Source organism: Luteococcus peritonei, from assembly GCF_039526385.1.
In the GTDB taxonomy this organism is placed as follows: Bacteria; Actinomycetota; Actinomycetes; order Propionibacteriales; family Propionibacteriaceae; genus Luteococcus; species Luteococcus peritonei.
This window is the reverse complement of sequence record NZ_BAAAIX010000013.1, coordinates 142,392-159,528: the sequence shown is the minus strand read 5'-3', so window position 1 is coordinate 159,528 and position 17,137 is coordinate 142,392. Positions and strand designations below refer to the sequence as shown.

17 protein-coding genes and 1 tRNA gene are annotated in these 17,137 nt (G+C 69.3%); 9 read left to right on the top strand and 9 right to left on the bottom strand.

Translation table 11 applies throughout. The annotated features are described in order from the left end of the window. The first annotated feature begins 172 nt into the window (after positions 1–172). The 3 genes from ABD073_RS05845 (at position 173) to ABD073_RS05835 (ending at position 2,963) form a co-directional block, all read left to right on the top strand. Positions 173–925, top strand: a complete 753-nt coding sequence (locus ABD073_RS05845) for a class I SAM-dependent methyltransferase (RefSeq protein WP_343872993.1) — start codon at positions 173–175, stop codon at positions 923–925. Positions 926–1,015: 90 nt separating this feature from the next. Continuing rightward, entirely contained in the window at positions 1,016–2,317 is a 1,302-nt protein-coding gene (gene nhaA / locus ABD073_RS05840; protein WP_343872992.1) for a Na+/H+ antiporter NhaA, read from the top strand. 58 nt (positions 2,318–2,375) lie between these two features. Then, complete coding sequence (locus ABD073_RS05835) at positions 2,376–2,963, top strand: phage holin family protein (RefSeq protein WP_343872990.1); 588 nt, start codon at positions 2,376–2,378, stop codon at positions 2,961–2,963. Between the two features lie 88 nt (positions 2,964–3,051). Here ABD073_RS05835 and ABD073_RS05830 read toward each other — a convergent pair whose 3' ends face one another. Genes ABD073_RS05830 through nth form a run of 4 tightly spaced genes read right to left on the bottom strand, consistent with a single transcriptional unit; the run spans position 3,052 to position 6,863 of the window. Further along, a complete protein-coding gene (locus ABD073_RS05830; protein ID WP_343872989.1) occupies positions 3,052–4,767 on the bottom strand; it encodes an alpha-glucosidase in 1,716 nt (571 codons plus the stop codon). A 49-nt stretch (positions 4,768–4,816) separates the two neighbouring features. Then, a complete protein-coding gene (locus tag ABD073_RS05825) occupies positions 4,817–5,497 on the bottom strand; it encodes an NUDIX hydrolase (protein ID WP_343872988.1) in 681 nt (226 codons plus the stop codon). Then, complete coding sequence (locus ABD073_RS05820; protein WP_343872987.1) at positions 5,494–6,135, bottom strand: TlpA family protein disulfide reductase; 642 nt, start codon at positions 6,133–6,135, stop codon at positions 5,494–5,496. The genes ABD073_RS05825 and ABD073_RS05820 overlap by 4 nt, the downstream gene beginning before the upstream one ends. Then, positions 6,132–6,863, bottom strand: coding sequence for an endonuclease III (gene nth / locus ABD073_RS05815; RefSeq protein WP_343872986.1), 732 nt, complete (start codon positions 6,861–6,863; stop codon positions 6,132–6,134). The genes ABD073_RS05820 and nth overlap by 4 nt, the downstream gene beginning before the upstream one ends. 172 nt (positions 6,864–7,035) lie before the next feature. Here nth and ABD073_RS05810 point away from each other — a divergent pair, with 172 nt between their 5' ends. Next, on the top strand, positions 7,036–7,764 hold the full coding sequence (locus tag ABD073_RS05810) for a Crp/Fnr family transcriptional regulator (protein ID WP_343872985.1): 729 nt from the start codon (positions 7,036–7,038) through the stop codon (positions 7,762–7,764). 9 nt (positions 7,765–7,773) lie between these two features. On the opposite strand, the gene ABD073_RS05805 is transcribed toward ABD073_RS05810, so the two are convergent. After that, the gene (locus ABD073_RS05805; RefSeq protein WP_343872984.1) at positions 7,774–7,941 is read right to left on the bottom strand and encodes a hypothetical protein; all 168 of its coding nucleotides are present in this window, start codon (positions 7,939–7,941) and stop codon (positions 7,774–7,776) included. Positions 7,942–8,419: 478 nt separating this feature from the next. Between ABD073_RS05805 and sp36 the strand changes: the two genes are divergently transcribed. Both sp36 and ABD073_RS05795 read left to right on the top strand, forming a co-directional pair. Next, entirely contained in the window at positions 8,420–8,584 is a 165-nt protein-coding gene (gene sp36, locus ABD073_RS05800) for a Sp36 family protein (RefSeq protein ID WP_343872983.1), read from the top strand. After that, positions 8,584–9,042 carry a RidA family protein gene (locus tag ABD073_RS05795; RefSeq protein ID WP_343872982.1) on the top strand — a complete coding sequence of 153 codons (459 nt, stop codon included), beginning with the start codon at positions 8,584–8,586 and terminating at the stop codon, positions 9,040–9,042. The genes sp36 and ABD073_RS05795 overlap by 1 nt, the downstream gene beginning before the upstream one ends. 82 nt (positions 9,043–9,124) lie before the next feature. Here ABD073_RS05795 and ABD073_RS05790 read toward each other — a convergent pair whose 3' ends face one another. Continuing rightward, complete coding sequence (locus ABD073_RS05790; RefSeq protein WP_343872981.1) at positions 9,125–9,463, bottom strand: WhiB family transcriptional regulator; 339 nt, start codon at positions 9,461–9,463, stop codon at positions 9,125–9,127. Positions 9,464–9,622: 159 nt separating this feature from the next. Here ABD073_RS05790 and ABD073_RS05785 point away from each other — a divergent pair, with 159 nt between their 5' ends. The 3 genes from ABD073_RS05785 to ABD073_RS05775 all read left to right on the top strand — a co-directional run bounded on the left by ABD073_RS05785 (position 9,623) and on the right by ABD073_RS05775 (position 13,181). Continuing rightward, entirely contained in the window at positions 9,623–12,133 is a 2,511-nt protein-coding gene (locus ABD073_RS05785) for a transglycosylase domain-containing protein (protein WP_343872980.1), read from the top strand. Continuing rightward, positions 12,130–13,035, top strand: a complete 906-nt coding sequence (locus ABD073_RS05780) for a metallophosphoesterase (protein WP_343872979.1) — start codon at positions 12,130–12,132, stop codon at positions 13,033–13,035. Before ABD073_RS05785 ends, ABD073_RS05780 begins: the two co-directional genes overlap by 4 nt. Positions 13,036–13,104: 69 nt before the next feature. After that, positions 13,105–13,181 (top strand) — tRNA-Pro (locus tag ABD073_RS05775). 356 nt (positions 13,182–13,537) lie between these two features. Here the strand turns inward: ABD073_RS05775 and murJ are convergent. From murJ to ABD073_RS05760, 3 genes are all read right to left on the bottom strand, one after another. Next, entirely contained in the window at positions 13,538–15,364 is a 1,827-nt protein-coding gene (murJ, locus tag ABD073_RS05770; protein ID WP_343872978.1) for a murein biosynthesis integral membrane protein MurJ, read from the bottom strand. Continuing rightward, on the bottom strand, positions 15,361–16,626 hold the full coding sequence (locus ABD073_RS05765) for an aspartate kinase (protein WP_343872977.1): 1,266 nt from the start codon (positions 16,624–16,626) through the stop codon (positions 15,361–15,363). Before ABD073_RS05765 ends, murJ begins: the two co-directional genes overlap by 4 nt. A gap of 216 nt (positions 16,627–16,842) precedes the next feature. Next, positions 16,843–17,121, bottom strand: coding sequence for a GNAT family N-acetyltransferase (locus ABD073_RS05760; RefSeq protein ID WP_343872976.1), 279 nt, complete (start codon positions 17,119–17,121; stop codon positions 16,843–16,845). Between the last annotated feature and the right edge of the window lie 16 nt (positions 17,122–17,137).

The window sequence follows — 17,137 nt, the reverse complement described above, 5'->3', positions numbered from 1 at the left end:
AATTTCTCTGCTGACCGTCATGATCTGTGGACAACCCACCCCTGTGGACAACTCTGCGCCCCACCATCCGGCGGCCTGCCGCGGCCCGGCGATCCCCACCCCTGCAGGAAGACACGGCGACCGACTGTCCACCAGTCAGACCGCTTCGCATCGAGGCAATAGAGTGGCCCGCATGCCCCCACGTCGCAGCCAGTTCCCCGAGCAGGCCATCGACTGGATGGTCGGCGGTGCCAGCCACGTCCGGGTGCTCAACCTCGGTGGCAGCCCGTCCCTGCCCCGCCTGCTGGCCCATCGTCGGCACACCGTGATGGCGATCGACAAGGACCTGGAGCGGGTGGAGCAGCTCGCCAGCCGCCCCGACCTGATCGCGATCGCGGCGGAGGCGGAAGGGCTGCCCTTCGACCCCTGTCAGTTCGACGTGGTGACCGCCCACCAGGTCTTCCACCGCTTCGCCCCCGGGCTGGTGCTCTCCGAGATGGCCAGGGTGCTGCGACCCGGCGGCATGGCCTCGGTCTCCTACCTGGTGCGCGACGACACGGTGCCGTGGGTGAAGCGGCTGATCTCGCTGCTGCGCCAGGTGGACGACCAGGCGATGCGCGGCGACTACGGCGACGACTCCGTGGAGGCACTGCTCACCAGCAAGTACTTCCCCGAGCACGAGAGCCGCAGCTTCCGCGTCTGGCAGGGCATCACCCGCGACCAGATGCTCGCCATGGTCGCGAACCAGCCTGCGGTGGCGGCGCTGGACGACGACCTGCGCCAGATGGTGCTGGACGACGCCCGCTCGCTCTACGACGACGCCAGGCCCGGCGCCGACGACCTGAAGCTGCCCTACCAGCTCAAGGTCTGGCGGGCCCATGTGGACCACGAGGAGCTCACCGCCCCGATCGAGATCGACGACACCGGACTGGTCATCCCGCTCTGAGCCGGCCTCCACCCGCAGCGGTGGGGACGGATGCGGCGCTGGTTCGGTAGAATCGACAACCGGTGCGCCGGGAAGTCTGGTCGGCAACAGTTGTCGCCGATCCCGAAGGACATCGTGAACTCGATCCCGCCCAGCCCTGAGACCTCTGACACCGGAGCCCGCCGCAACCCGCGTCGCCTGGTGGCCTTCCGCTCCAGCGAGGGGCTCGACCAGGTCACCATCGGCGAATTCCTGCGCAGCAGCACCGTCGGAGGTGCCCTGATGCTGGCGGCCGCCGTCCTGGCGCTGCTGGTGGCCAACCTCGCCCCGGACACCTACCACCACCTGCAGCACATCCAGATCGGGCCGCTGGACCTGCACGGCTGGGCCGCCGACGGCCTGCTGACCATCTTCTTCCTGGTGGCCGGCATGGAGCTCAAACGTGAGTTCGTCGAAGGTTCCTTGAGCCGGCCGGCCGATGCGCTGCTGCCCATCATGGCCGCCGTCGGCGGCATGGCACTCCCCGCCGGCCTGTACGTCGCCGTCAACACGCTGCTGGACGGCGACCTGGGCGGTTGGGCCATCCCGATGGCCACCGACATCGCCTTCGCCCTGGCGGTGCTCGCGATCGTCGGGCGCAACCTGCCCGGCGGCCTGCGGGCCTTCCTGCTGACCCTGGCCATCGTCGACGACCTGGGCGCCATCCTGGTGATCGCCGTCTTCTTCTCCCACGGCCTGGACGTCCTGTCCCTGCTGGCGTCGCTGGCCTGCGTGGCGGTCTACTGGCTGCTGCAGCGCCGCCGCTTCGACCTCGGTGGCCGCTGGCGGGTGCTGGTCTTCGTGGCGCTGGGCGTCGCCGCCTGGTGGCTGATGCTCTCCTCCGGCGTGCACGCCACGATCGCGGGCGTGCTGGTGGGCCTGGCCACCCGGGTGAGCGAGCTGGAGGAGCACGACCCGGTGACGCGCTGGCTGCACCACGTCGAGCCCTGGTCCGCCGGCCTGGTGGTGCCGCTGTTCGCCTTCTTCTCCGCTGGCGTGGCCATGGACGGCGAGATGCTGCGCCGGCTGGTGGCCGAGCCCGAGCCGCTGGGGATCCTGCTGGGCCTGCTGCTGGGCAAGTTCGTGGGCGTGCTGGCGGCCTCCTGGCTGACCGCCCGGCTCACCTCTGCCGAGCTCGCCCCCGGTGTCACCTGGGCCGACGTGGCTGCGCTGAGCATCGTGACCGGCGTCGGCTTCACCGTGAGCCTGCTGATGGCCGACCTCGCCTTCGCCGACCCGGCCACGGCCGAGGGGGCCAAGGCGGCAGTCCTGGTGGCCTCCCTGACGGCCGCCGTGGTGGCCGGTTTCGCGTTACGCCGACGGAATAATCACCACGCCCGGACCTCGTCCACGGGGACCGGGGTGTGCCCCTGAGGGGCGGGAGCGTCTAGGCTCGTCGGTGAATACAGCACATTCGAGGAGCTGAGGCATCGTGATCAACGAACGCATGGACCCCAAGACCCTGGTCAACAACATCGTGGTGGACACCAAGTCCGCCGCCCAGGACACCGTTGCGCTGGCCAAGGCTGAGATCCAGCCCAGCGCCAAGGCCGCCGGCACCGCCGGTGGCATGTTCGGCGGCGCCGGATACCTCGGGGCCAATGCCGCCTCGCTGCTCTTCCTGGCCGGTGGCCTGGGCTTCGGGCTGCTCTTCTCGCACCTCTTCGGCTGGGGCCCCATCGCTGCCAGCGCGCTGGGCTTGGTGGCCATGGCCCTGGTCCTGCTCATCATCGCCGGCATCATGGCGCTGATCGGCAAGGGCAAGCTGAAGGACGTCAAGCCCCCGAAGGCCGCCATCACCGAGGCCAAGAAGACCGTGGAGACCCTCAAGGGCTCGCTGCAGCGCGGCGTCAACAGCGTCGACGCCGACGTGCGCGACCGCAAGGGCCTGGCCCAGGTGAAGAAGGCCGCCAAGGACGTCGACGAGGCCGGCCTGAGCGCCACCACGCCGGCCGCCCCGCGCCACGCCGCCACCGGCACCGGCACCGGCGCCACCCGCGTCGACCAGACCCGCGCCTGATCCTTCGCCCCACCGGGGCAGGAACTGACGAAGCCCACCGGGAGACCGGTGGGCTTCGTCATGTCCGGGGCTGCCCCGGGGCGTCGGCTCAGGCCAGCCGGACCACCCGCGACTCCCAGGCCTGGAGCCGGTCGGCAGCAGGATCGGGATGGGTGCCCAGCAGCAGCTCACCCTCACGACGCAGGTCCTCGGGCAGCTCGCAGGGCTGGCTGGACAGGTTGGCCAGCACGAGCAGCGGCGGCTGGTCGCGCAGCGTGCGGGTGTAGGCGAAGAGCTGCTCGTGCTCGGGCTCCAGCAGGCCGAAGACGCCCTCGCGCACCACCGCGTCGGTGTGGCGCAGCTCGATCAGGCGGCGGTAGTGATGGAAGACCGAGTTGGGGTCGTCCACCGCGGCAGCGGCATTGATCCACGACTTGTTGGCATGCACCGGCAGCCAGGGCGTGCCAGTGGTGAAGCCGGCCTGCTCCGAGTCATCCCAGTGCATCGGGGTGCGGGCATTGTCGCGACCCTTGACGGCATAGCTCTTGAGCAGCTCCGCCTCGTCCGCACCCAGCGCCATCGCCTCGCGGTGGTGGTTCAGGATCTCGATGTCGCGGTACTGGTCGATGCTGGTGAAACCGGCATTGGTCATGCCGATCTCCTCGCCCTGGTAGATGTACGGCGTGCCCTTGAGCAGGTGCAGGGCGGTGGCCAGCGTCTTGGCGGAGTTGACCCGGTGCTCGCGGGAGTCGTCGCCCCAGCGCGAGACGATGCGCGGCTGGTCGTGATTGTCCCAGTAGAGCGAGTTCCAGCCCCGACCCTCCAGACCGTTCTGCCACTTGGCCAGGTTGGCCTTCAGGTCGGGCAGGTGGAGGTCCTTGAGGGCCCACTTGCCCGAACCGGGCTGCTCGTCCAGCCCGACGTGCTCGAACTGGAAGACCATCCCGAGCTCCTGGCGCTCCGGCGCGGTGTACTTGCTGGCCTGCTCCACCGTGACGCCGGGCGCCTCACCCACGGTGAGCAGGTGGTTTCCGTCGAGCACCGCCTGGTTCATCTCGTGCAGGAATTCATCCATCCGCGGACCGTCGACATAGCCGTTGTCCCAGCTCAGCGCCTGGCCCGGCACCACGACGCCGTCGGTGAGCGGCAGCCGCTTGGAGATCAGGTTGATGACATCCATCCGGAAGCCGTCGACCCCGCGATCGATCCACCACTGCATCATCTGGTGCACCGCCTGGCGGACCTCTGGGTTCTCCCAGTTCAGGTCGGGCTGCTTGCGGCTGAAGATGTGCAGGTAGTACTGCCCGCGTTGCTCGTCCCAGTGCCAGGCCGGTCCGCTGAAGGCGCTGGCCCAGTTGGTGGGTTCCGCGCCGGGGGTGTTGGGCTCGAAGCCGGGACGCGGGTCGGACCACCAGTACCAGTCGGCCTTGGCCGAGGTGCGGTCACGGCTCTCCTGGAACCAGGGGTGCTCGTCGGAGGTGTGGTTCACCACCAGGTCCATCACGAGCTTCATGCCGCGCTCGTGCAGGCCCGCGATCAGGGCGTCGACGTCCTCGAGCGTGCCGAACATCGGGTCGATGTCGGTGTAGTCGCTGATGTCGTAGCCGTTGTCGTCCTGCGGGCTCTTGTAGGCGGGGCTCATCCACAGCGCGTCGACGCCGAGCTGCTGCAGGTAGTCCAGCTTGGAGATGATGCCGGGGATGTCGCCCATCCCGTCACCGTCGGAGTCGCAGAAGGAGCGCGGGTAGACCTGGTAGACCACGGCGCTCTTCCACCAGTCGGGCGTGCGGGCGGCCGGGTTGTGGGCATCGGCAAGTTCGGGCATGGCCACGATCCTTCCATGCCCCCACGGACCGCGACAGGGCGGGCGCGGATCAGTCCTCGACGGGGGTGTCCGGCCCCTTGCCCTCGCGCAGGAAGCGCCAGGGCACATCGAGCTCCTTCTCCTGGGGCCACGGCACGGCCAGGCCGGACAGGTCCAGCAATGTGTCCACCAGGTGCGCGGTGAAGCCCCAGACGAAGATGTCGTCGAAGACGAAGGCCGGGCCGCGGTAGCCGGTGGGCAGCCGCGCGGTGAAGCGGTTGGCGGGGTCGGCCAGGTCGGCCAGCGGGTAGCGGTGGATGGCGGCCACCTCGTCAGGGCTGGCGGGGCGGATCGGCGAGGTGCCGTCCCACAGCGCGACGATGCCGGCGACGTCGAAGCCACTGGCCGGGACATGGGCGTTGGGCAGCCGCCCCAGCACCTGGACGCCGGTGGTGTCGAGCGCGATCTCCTCGCGGGCCTCGCGCAGGGCCGCCTGCACCGCGGTCTCGCCCTGGTCGAGGGAGCCGCCGGGGAAGGAGATCTGCCCGGGATGCTTGCGCATGTGGGCGGGCCGTTCGGTGAAGGTGAGGTCCATCCGGTCCTCCCCCACCAGGATCAGCACCGCGGCGCGACGGCTGCGCCCGCCACGGGGGCGGCGCATACCCGGCAGGTCGCCGACCTGCTGGCCGTCGTCGGTGAGCCGACCGACCAGCTCCTGCAGGTCGGTGGGCAGGCTGCGCGGGTCGATCACTTCTGCACCCCCAGGTGCTCGGCCACCAGGGCGTCGAACTGCTCGGAGCTCTTGAGGGGCTTCACCTCGATGTGGACGATCCGACCGCCGGCGTCGACGAAGTAGGTCTGCGGCACCGCCCTCACGCGCGCCGGCACCCGCGTCGTCTGCTCGGGATCGACCACCTGGGCGAAGCCCAGCTGGTACTTGTCGGCGAAGGCGATGGCCTTGTGGGGGAAGGGATCGTCGTAGTCGATGCCGAGGAAGTTGATCTTGCCGCGGTAGTCCTTGGCCGCCTGCGCCACCAGCGGCGCCTCGTCATTGCAGGGCTGGCACCACTGCGCCCACAGGTTGACCACCCACGGGGTGCCGCGCTGCAGGCCGGCCAGGTTGACCGTGCTGTCGCCGCCCAGGCAGTCCAGCTCCAGGGCCGGCAAGCCACCGGCGACGGCCTTCGCACCGGAGGCGGTTCGGGGGCAGGCCGGAATGCCGGCTGCCGTGCGGGCGGGCAGGATCTCGTCGGGCGCCAGGCTGGGCGCCTGCGTCTCGTCGCCACCGACGGTGTACTGCGGGACGGTGGGCTGCTCCGCCGCGGGGGTGCAGGCCGCGGCAAGGGTGAGGACGGCAGCCAGCGCCGCCAGACGGGTGCGCCTGTTCATCCGCGAGGCTCCCGGACCAGCTTCTCGGCCTCGACCGGGTCAGTGGGGCCCTCACCGAAGCTGGGGCACAGTTCCGCCAGCGGGCAGGCACCGCAGGCAGGGCGTCGGGCATGGCAACGACGACGGCCGTGCCAGATCACGTTGTGGCACAGCTGCACCCAGTCCTGCGGCGGGAAGAGCAGGCCCACCTCCGCCTCCACCGGATCCGGCTTGGTGGCCTTGGTCCAGCCGAGCCGATGGGTGACCCGCATGAAATGGGTGTCCGGGGTGATCCCCGGCACGTCGAAGGCATTGCCCAGCACCACATTGGCGGTCTTGCGCCCCACGCCGGGCAGCTTCACCAGCTCCTCGAGGGTGTTGGGCACCGCGCCGTCGTGCTCGTCGACGATCATCCGGCTCAGTCCCAGCAGGGACTCGGTCTTGGCCCGGAAGAATCCGGTGGGGCGGATGATCTCCTCCAGCTCGGAGGCCTCCGCACCGGCCATGGCCGTGGCGTCGGGGAAGAGGGCGAAGAGCTGCGGCGTGACCAGGTTGACCCGCTTGTCGGTGGACTGCGCGGACAGCACCGTGGACACCAGCAGCTCGAAGGGATCGGAGAAGTCCAGCTCGCAGCGCGCTTCGGGGTAGGTCAGGGCCAGCAGGTCGTTGCCCCTGCGGGCGCGGTCCACCAGCGCGGCCGATGGTCGTCGGGCGGCGCCCCGGGGCGAGCGCGTTGCTCCTTGTGCCATGTCCGCAAGACTAGCCGGGACCACCGACGGTTCTCGGGCCCAGCGGGGCGCGGACTTGCGCCCCGCCAGCCCCGCGAGCTGGGCCATCGCCTACACTCGGTGCCCGAGTCGTGTGACGAAAGCCACCCACTCGCGAGGACCCGCCTCACCACCAATGACCGCTGGAGGGCACATGCACGAGGAGCTGCTGGCACGGCTGCCGTTGTTCCAGAACCTGGAGCCGGCTTCACGCCAGGCCCTCGACGCCGAGGTCAGGACCCTCAAGCTGCCACGCGGCGGGGTGCTCTTCCGCAGCGGGGAACCGGCCGACGGCCTCTACGTGCTGCTCACCGGCAAGGTGAAGCTCACCAAGCCCTCACGCCAGCCCCAGCCCGCCGTGACCGTCACCCGCCGCGGTCGCCCGATGGTTCCCGCTCCCCGCGAGAGCCTGCTCAGCCTGATCGGCCCGGGCGAGATGTTCGGCGAGCTGTCCGTGCTCGACGGCGGCAACCGCTCCACCACCGCCACCGCGATGCTGGACTGCCACCTGGCCCACGTGCCACGCGAGCCGATGCTGGAACTGGTGCAGCACCACCACGACGTGAGCCAGGCCATGCTCTACCAGATGGCCCACCGGGTCAGGGAGAGCAACGAGACCATCTCCGGCATGGTGCTCAGCGACGTGCCGGGGCGGATGGCCTACCTGCTGCTGCACCTGGCGGACCGCTTCGGCGTCCCCGGCGAGCAGGGCACCGAGGTGCACCACGACCTCACCCAGGCAGAGCTGGCACAGATGGTGGGCGCCAGCCGCGAGACCGTGAACAAGGTGCTCACCGACTTCGTCGCCCGCAAGTGGATCTCGATGAGCGGCAAGAGCGTCACCATCCGCGAGCCGCAGCGGCTCCGCGCCCGCGTCGACTGAGCCTGCCGGTCAGCGAAGCTCGACGATGATCGCCGCGATCGGGAAGGGCAGCAGGACGCCGATCACGGCGCAGGCCCAGCCCGCGCCTCGGGGCGCGCGCGAGACCCGCGTCCACCGATTGCCCAAGTACCAGATGCCCCAGTAGATGGGGTTGACGACAGCCAGGATCAGGAACAAGGCCTCCCACCCGTCGTTCTCGGTGGGGTCACGCGGGCCGAGCCACCGTTCCAGGGGCCAGGAGGCCAGGAAGTACAGGTCGCACTAGATCACGGCGATGCCCGGGACCCCGTAGAGGGCATTCGCGACGAGGCGCGCGATGACTCGCAGGACGGAGCCCGGGGTACTGCGCGCCGAGTCCCCTTGCTGGCTGGTCGCGCCGCGCACGGCGGGACTCGGTGTGGATCGCACGGCGCCACACTACGGGCCCAGGGGTCGCCGACCCGGCCCCAGCGAATCGGGAGCCCCAGCTCTTGACGGGTCCCATCCACCGGCAGCACATCGATCTGTTCCGCCCGGATCTGGCCCCACCCTGCCGTTTCGGACCATCTCGGGCCGGATCACGGCGCATTCTGGTCAATGGACTCCCCGTCCACAGTGCCAACGTCAGCTCGGGATCGGGGGTGGCGCCGGACAGCCCGCTCGCTAGGCTGACGCCATGACCAAGTGGGAATACTTCACCGCGCCCGTGCTGAGCCACGTGAGCCAGCAGATCCTGAACAACTTCGGTTCCGAGGGCTGGGAGCTCGTGCAGCTCGTCCCCGGGCCCAACCCGGACACCCTGGTGGGCTACTTCAAGCGCCCGATCGTCGAGTCCAATTGATGCGCCCCAGCGAGCGTCTGGCCGAGCTGGGCCTGGAGCTGCCGGCGGTGGCGAAGCCGCTGGCGGCCTACGTCCCGGCCACCGTGGTGGGCAACCAGGTCTGGACCTCCGGCCAGCTGCCGGTGGTCGAGGGCAAGCTGGCCGTCACCGGTCTGGTGGGCGACGAGGTGAGCCCCGAGCAGGCCACCGAGCAGGCCCGCACCGCCATCCTGAACGCGCTGGCCGCGGCGGCCGAGCAGGCCGGCGGCATCGACGCCATCAAGCGCATCATCAAGATCGTGGTCTTCGTGGCCTCGGCGCCCGACTTCACCGGCCAGCCCGCGGTCGGCAACGGGGCCTCCGAGCTGCTGGGCGAGCTCTTCGGCGAGGCCGGCAGCCACGTCCGCAGCGCCGTCGGCGTCGCCAGCCTCCCGCTGGGTGCGCCCGTGGAGATCGAACTGGTCTGCGAGATCGCCTGACCACCGCGGACTGACCCGGGACGCCCTGGTCACGGCAAGCCATCGCCGCCGGCCCTTGTGGGCCGGCGGCGACGTTCACTTCTCAGCCCTCGGCGGGGTGTTTGCGGCGCAGGGCGGCGCGGGCGGCAGTCGCCTGGGCGTCGAGGTCTGTCTCGCCACCGGACTCGGCCAGCACCGCGGCCCACGACTTCACCTCCGGGCGCTGACGCAACAGCTGGCGGCGCTCACGCTCGGTGAGACCACCCCACACGCCCCATTCGATCCTGCTGTCCAGGGCCTCGGCGAGACACTGCGAACGCACCGGGCAGCCCATGCAGACGGCCCGCGCACGCTTCTGGTCCTTGCCCTCGGGGAAGAGCGCATCCGCCATGCCGCGACATCGCGCCAACAACGTCCAGTCTTCGGGTTCGGTGAGTGACATCGTCTGCCCTTCCTACCTCGAGACATCTGACAACGTGGCAAAAACGGTTGTCAGGCTGTCTTTCACTGACCGTAGCTGTTGGCACGTCACTCTGCAATGGGTCAGAGTGCCCGCCGCGCCGAACCAGTGCCTGAACGTTCCTCACGTAGTCTGGGAACCATGACTCCACGCACGTCGGGCAGCAATGCCTACCATCTGGGCCTGTTTGCCGCCCTCAGCGTCGTCTGCGGACTGCTGGTCGCCGGACTGCTGCTCCCCTTCGCCGCCGTCGGGGGTTCCCTGGTCAAGTCCAGTGCCAACTCGCTGGAGTCACTGCCCGCCGAGCTGGCCATCGGGCCGCAGTCGGAGCGTTCCCGCGTGCTGATGGCCGACGGCTCGGTGCTGACCGAGTTCTACGCCGAGAACCGCGTCTACGTGCCGCTGAAGCAGATCTCTCCCCTGATGCGCACCGCCCAGACGGCCATCGAGGACAGCCGCTTCTACGAGCACGGCGCGATCGACTTCCGTGGCACCGCGCGCGCCGCCCTGCGCAGCGCCAGTGGCTCCACCCAGGGCGGCTCGACGCTGACCCAGCAGTACGTCAAGCAGGTGCAGATCGAGGCCGCCAACGTGGCCAACGACGAGGAGGGCGTGCTCAAGGCGCAGGAGCAGACCCTGGCCCGCAAGGTGCGCGAGCTGCGTTATGCGGTGGCCGTGGAGAAGAAGCTCAGCAAGGACCAGATCCTGGAGCGCTACCTGAACATCGCCTACTACGGTGCGGGCGCCTACGGCGTGGAGGCCGCGGCCCACCGTTACTTCAACACCTCGGCGGCCAAGCTGACCCTGCCGCAGGCCGCCATGCTGGCGGGCCTGGTGCAGAACCCGGTGGCCACCGACCCGATCCACAATCCCAACACCGCGATCCAGCGTCGCAACGTGGTGCTGAACCGGATGCTGGAGCTGAAGCTGATCACCAAGGCCCAGGCCGATGCCGCCAAGAAGACCGGCTTCGACGCCAAGCTGGTGCAGCAGCCCAAGAACGACTGCGTGGACTCGCAGTTCCCCACCCTCTGCCTCTACGTGAAGAACGTGATGACCAGCGACCAGTTCAAGGTGCTGGGCAAGACCCGTCAGGAGCGGCTGAACACCCTGCAGCGCGGTGGCCTGACCATCCGCACGCTCATCAACCCGAAGGCGCAGACGGCGGCCGAGGCGGCCGTCGCGGGCCGGATCGCCCCCACCGACCCCTTCATCTCCACCTCGGTGATGATCCAGCCCAAGTCCGGCCTGATCGTCGCCATGGCGCAGAACCGGCCCAAGCTGGGCAATGGCAAGGGCCAGACCTGGTACAACTACTCGGTCGATGCAGGTCTGGGTGGTGCCGAGGGCTACCAGGCCGGCTCCACCTTCAAGACCTTCACCATCGCCGCCGCGATCGCCAACGGCATCTCGATCAGCCGCTCCTACAACTCGCCCCAGACCATGCAGTTCAAGGGCCAGACCTTCCGCTCCTGCAAGGGTCCCTTCACCGCTGGCGACTACAAGCCGAAGAACTCCACCGGTGCCGGCCACTTCAACATGACCCAGGCCACCATGAAGTCCATCAACACCTACTTCGTCCAGCTGGAGCGCGATGCCGGGCTGTGCAATGTGGTCAAGATGTCGCAGGCAGCGGGCGTGAAGCGCGCCGATGGCAAGGATCTGATCAAGGACTCGCCCTACTACGACAACATCATCTCCTACACCCTGGGTGCCGTGGAGGTGACCCCGCTGTCCATGGCGGAGGCCTACGCCACCTTCGCCAACCGTGGCGTGCACTGCAACCCGATCATCGTCGAGTCGGTGACGAACAAGGCGGGCAAGAAGGTGGCCGTCCCCTCTGCCGACTGCAAGAAGGTGATGGAGCCCTATGTGGCCGACACCGTCAGCCTGCTGCTGCAGAAGACCATCGGCCCCGGCGGCACCGCCAACCCGGCCAACCTGGGCGACGGCCGCGACCAGGCTGCCAAGACCGGCACCATCGACAGCGCCGAGGCCGTCTGGCTGGCCGGCTACACCCCGGAGCTGGCCGGCATCGCGATGATCGCTGCCGACAAGCAGGCCCCGCAGTACAAGGGCAAGAAGCGCCGCTCCATCACGGGCCGCTTCTCGCACGGCACCGAGTGTGTCGCCTACGGCGGGTGCCAACTGAGCGGCTCCGGCGGCCGTGACGCCGGCAAGATCTGGCGTCGGGCCATGCGCGCCGGTGTCGCCGACCTGCCGCGCACCCAGTTCCACTCCCCCTCCCAGGAGGCCATCCAGGGCAAGTACCAGGAGATCCCGGACACCAGTGGCATGACCTGGAAGGACCGCGAGGCCGCGCTGCAGGCCGCCGGCTTCTCGGTGCAGTACACCCAGGAGTACAACTCGGCCCCGGCCGGCACGATGCTCTACTACTACCCCACCTCGGGGCGTCGCCGCACCGGTGATCCGATCTACTTCGTGACCTCGATGGGCCCGCGTCCTGCGCCGAAGCCGACGGCCACCCGCACCCGGACGGCCACCAGCCAGCCCCGCGCCACCGCCACGCGCTCGAGCACCAAGCCGACCGCGACCAAGACCACCACCAAGGCGTCCCCGAAGCCGACCGCGACGAAGACCACCGCGCAGCCCAAGCCGAGCGCCACCGCCAGCAGCAAGAAGACGCCGTGATCGGCAAGGTGCTGGGCGGCACGGCCGCCGTGGGGGCCACCGGTCTGGGCTACGGGCTGTGGGAGGCGCAGCAGTTCACCCTGCGACGCGTCGACGTGCCGGTGCTGCCCGCCGGGCAGGCGCCGATCACGGTGCTCCACATCAGTGACATCCACCTGCTGCCGCGCCAACGGCGCAAGCTGGAGTGGGTCTCGCGCTTGGCGCAGCTGGAGCCCGACCTGGTGGTGAACACCGGCGACAACTTCTGCTCACCCGACGCCCTCGAACCGCTGCTGGAGGCCTGGGGCTCCCTGCTCGACGCGCCGGGGGTCTTCGTCTTCGGTTCGAACGACTACACCATGCCCGCCTTCAAGAATCCGGCGAAGTACCTGGCCGGGCCCTCGAAGGTGGAGGAGCACACCGAGCGGCCGCTGCCCTATGACGACCTGCGCAGCGCCATGACCTCGCGTGGCTGGGCGGACCTGAACCACCACCGCGCCGAGCTGGAGGTGGCCGGGCGACGCATCGCCTTCCGCGGCACCGACGACGCCCATCTCAGGAAGGATGACTACTCGCTGGTGTCCGGGCCTCCGGTGGAGGAAGTTGACCTGAACGTCGCGGTCACGCATGCGCCCTACTTGCGCCTGCTGGACGCCTTCGCCGCGGACCGGATGGACATGATCTTCGCCGGTCACACCCATGGCGGTCAGGTCTGCGTGCCCTTCAAGGGTGCCCTGGTGACCAACTGCGACCTGGACACCCCCCGCGTGAAGGGGCTCAGTTCGCACACCGCGGCCACGTCCGGCGGGGAGCTGCACACCAGCTGGATGCACGTCTCGGCCGGTCTGGGCTCCTCCCCCTTCGCCCCCTACCGGGTGGCCTGCCGCCCCGAGGCGACGCTGCTCACGCTCGTGGCCGGCTGAGCACCCAGTTGGTGCTCGACGGGCTTGGTGGGATACAGTAGTCCACGGCCCAAGGGGCCAACGCAGGACCGGGGTGTGGCGCAGCTTGGTAGCGCGCGTCGTTCGGGACGACGAGGTCGCAGGTTCAAATCCTGTCACCCCGACCAGCAGTCGAGAGGGCTTGTGGTTCACGAGAACCACAAGCCCTCTCGTCGTCTTGTTCAGTCATGTATTCACTTTTGTCAGGACTTAAAATTGAACAAGTGAAAAGGACCGCTCAGGACCCCTTCTCGCGTTGCCAAAGTCTGACATGCCGCATATTGTTGTCAACAGGTCGCGAACCCCCGAGCGCGGCCGACACAACCGGACCAATGACCCCCCGAGCGTTGGTCCTGCATCGCGAGTCACGAACCCCCGAGCGTGACTCGCACCAACAAGAAGGCCCCGGCTCTTGGCCGGGGCCTTTTTGCTGTCCGATCACACGGCCGCCAGCGTCATGGGGCCGGTGCGCGCGAAGCGGTGGTCAGCGCGCCAGGTGCAGGCGTCGCAGCACCGGGGCGAGCAGCTCGTCCACCTCACGCAGGTGCAGGATGCGCGAGACGGCCAGGAAGACCAGACCGAAGGCCAGCCCCGCCAGCACGCAGGTGATGGCCGAGAGCAGCCAGGATGCGCCGAAGCCGGTCATGCCGTAGACCACCAGCCAGGCCGTTCCGGCGGCCAGCACGGAGGCGATCAGCAGCCGGGTCCACAGCCGGGCCACGCCGGCCAGACCCAGGCCGTCGAGCTGGCGTCGGGCCACGGCGATGAAGACCAGGGAGACGGCCCAGTTGCCCACCACCAGGCCGAGTGCGACGGTGGCCAGCGCGAAGCGGTGCGGCAGCACCAGCAGGGCGGCCAGCGCGAAGCTGACCTGCAGGGCGGTCAGGAAGGCCTGGTAGGCGAGGTTCTGCCGCCCCTCCTCCCGGGCGAAGGAGTAGCGCTGCTGCAGTGTGCTCAGGCCGAAGCCGAGGGTGCCGACGGCCATGATCTGCAGGGCCTCGGCCACCTGGCGGGCGTCGTCGTCGGGCAGCCGCAGCATCACGTCCACCAGCGGCCGGGCCATGGCAACCATGGCGGCGCTGGCCGGGATGATCGCCACCGCGGGGGTGCGCAGGCCGCGGTTCACCAGGCGACGCAGTCCCGCCACGTCGCTGTCCTGCCAGGTGCGGCTCATCTGCGGGAACAGGGCGGTGAGGATGCTCACGGTGATCAGGCCGTGGGGCAGCATGAAGATGATCATCGCGTAGCCGTAGGCGGTGAAGGCGCCGCGGCTGGCCTCGGTGAGCACCCACTGCGTGAACAGGCCGCCGAGCTGGGCGATCACGATGGCGGTCAGCGTCCAGCCCAGCATCCGCGAGGCCTCGCCGAAGCCGTGTCCACGCAGACCGAAGCGGGGACGGTAGCGGAAGCCGCCACGCCACAGCGGGACCACCAGCACCAGGGCCTGCAGCAGGATGCCGAGGCTCATGCTGCCGGCCAGGGTCCAGATCATGGCCGGGCTCCAGACCGACGGGTCGGTCTGCTGACCCCACAGCGCCAGGAAGGTGGCCAGACCGGCGATCTGCACCACATTGCTCAGCGCGGGCGCCCACATGAAGGCGGCGAACTGGTTGCGGGCGTTGAGCACATTGCCCAGCACCGCGTAGAGGCCGTAGAAGAGGATCTGCGGCAGGCAGATGTAGGCGAAGGCGGTGGCCAGGTGCAGCGGCACCTTCTCGCCCGAGGTGAGGTCCACCAACCATGGGGCCAGCGCCAGGCCCACCAAGGTGAGCGCCAGGATGGAGCCGATGGCGGCGGTGATCAGCCGGTTGACGAAGTCCTGTCCCCCGTCGTGGCGCTTCATGGCCTTGGTGATCTGCGGGATCAGCACGGCGTTCAGCACGCCGGCGTTGAGCAGCTGGAAGAGGTAGTTGGGCAGCGTGTTGGCGACGTTGAAGGCGTCGGAGACCGCGCTGGCCGCCACCACGCCGGCCAGCAGGAACTGGCGCACCAGGCCCAGCACGCGGCTCACCAGGGTGCCGGCGGCCATGATGGCGCTCGCCCGCCCCAGGGAAGGGCCTTGCCCAGTGGGGGCGGCGGCCCTTGCCGGTGCCTCGGTCACCGCCTGGGCGGAACCGTCGCCCAGTGGGTCGGGCTCAGGGAGCTCGGTGGCGGTTGCGGTGGCCTGCCGCTGCGGGGCCACCACCGTCTCGTCGGGTGCCGGCGCCGGGAGCGGTGCGTCGGGATCGACACCGCGCGCCCCCAGCACGACGGTGGCCTCGGCGTCCTCGTCCAGAGGGCGCCGAGGCCGGTCGTCGTGGCGGTCGGTCACCGGCCGGTGCCGGCATAGACCACGGCCTCTCCCTCGGCATCCAGGCCGAAGGCGGTGTGGGCGGCGCGGACCGCCTCGTCCACCTGCTCGGAGTCCACCACGACGGAGATGCGGATCTCCGAGGTGCTGATCATGTCCAGGTTGATCCCGGCCTCGGCCAGGGCGCGGAAGAACTTGGCAGTGACGCCCGGGTGCGAGCGCATCCCGACGCCGACGATGGAGACCTTGCCGATCTGGTCGTCGTAGAGCAGCTCGTCGAACTGGATCTTGTCCTTGTTCATGTTGAGCACCTCGATGGCCTTGCGCCCGTCGCTCATCGGCAGGGTGAAGGAGATGTCGGTGCGGCCGCTGGAGACCTGCGAGACGTTCTGCACGATCATGTCGATATTGATGTCCGCGCGGGCGATGGTGTCGAAGATCTCGGCGGCCTCGCCGGGACGGTCCGGTACGCCGACAACGGTGATCTTCGCCTCGCCGCGGTCCTGCGTGACGCCGGTGATCATTGCTTCTTCCACGGTGCTTCCTTCGGGCTGGTCCTTCACCCAGGTACCGGGCTTGTCAGAGAAGGACGAACGGACATGGACGGGGACGTTCTCGCGGCGTGCGTACTCCACGCAGCGCAGGTGCAGGATCTTGGCGCCGTTGGCGGCCATCTCCAGCATCTCCTCGTAGCTGATCTCGGGGATCCGGCGGGCGCCGGGGACGATCCGCGGGTCGGCGGTGAAGACGCCGTCCACGTCGGAGTAGATCTCGCAGTAGTCGGCACCCAGCGCGGCGGCCAGCGCCACGGCGGTGGTGTCGGAGGCTCCACGGCCGAGAGTGGTGATGTCCTTGGTGTCCTGCGAGACGCCCTGGAAGCCCGCCACGATGACGATGTTGCCGGCGGCCAGCGCACTCTCGATGCGGCCGGGCGTGATGTCGATGATGCGGGCATTGCCGTGGGTGGGCGTGGTCAGCACGCCGGCCTGCGAGCCGGTGTAGCTACGGGCCTCGGCACCCAGGTCGGACAGCGCCATCGCCAGCAGGGCGGCGCTCTGCCGCTCGCCGGTGGTCAGCAGCATGTCCAGCTCGCGCGGCTTGGGCTGCGGGCTGACCTGCATGGCCAGGTCCATCAGCTCGTCGGTGGTGTCACCCATGGCGGAGATCACCACGACGACGTCGTTGCCGGCCAGCTTGGCGTTGAGGATGCGTCGCGCCACACGCTTGATCGAGGCGGCATCGGCAACCGACGAGCCACCGAACTTCTGGACGATTCGTCCCATCAGACCTCCCGGTTCGCGGCCACCCGCTCCGGGCGCCTCGCCAAACTCTACAAGCGCACCGGCGCGCACCCGCGCTGTTGCATCCCTCGGACGCCCGCGCGTCCGGGCGCGAGCCCCACTGGGGGCACTGCTCGAGCCTGCCATCAGTGCCGACCTGCGTCCGGACGCACGCCGGGCGGGGGATCGCTCCCCCGCCCGGCCGGCCCGTGACGCCGCTCAGGCGCGCAGGTCCTGGTAGTCCTCGTGCTTGTCGATCCAGCCGTCCACGAAGGGGCAGCTCGGCTCGACCTTCTTGTCGATGGCCCGCAGGTGGTCGAGGGTCTTGCGCACCAGCTGGCTGCCGATGCCCTGTCCCTCGTACTCGCTCATCACCTCGGTGTGGGGCAGCTCCACCACGTCGCCCTTCGGGACGTAGTCGATGAAACCGGCCAGCTTGCCCTCGATGGTTCCGTCGTAGCGGTTCTTCTCGGAGTTGTGGGTGACGATGAGATCCATGCCGTCCTCTCCTGAC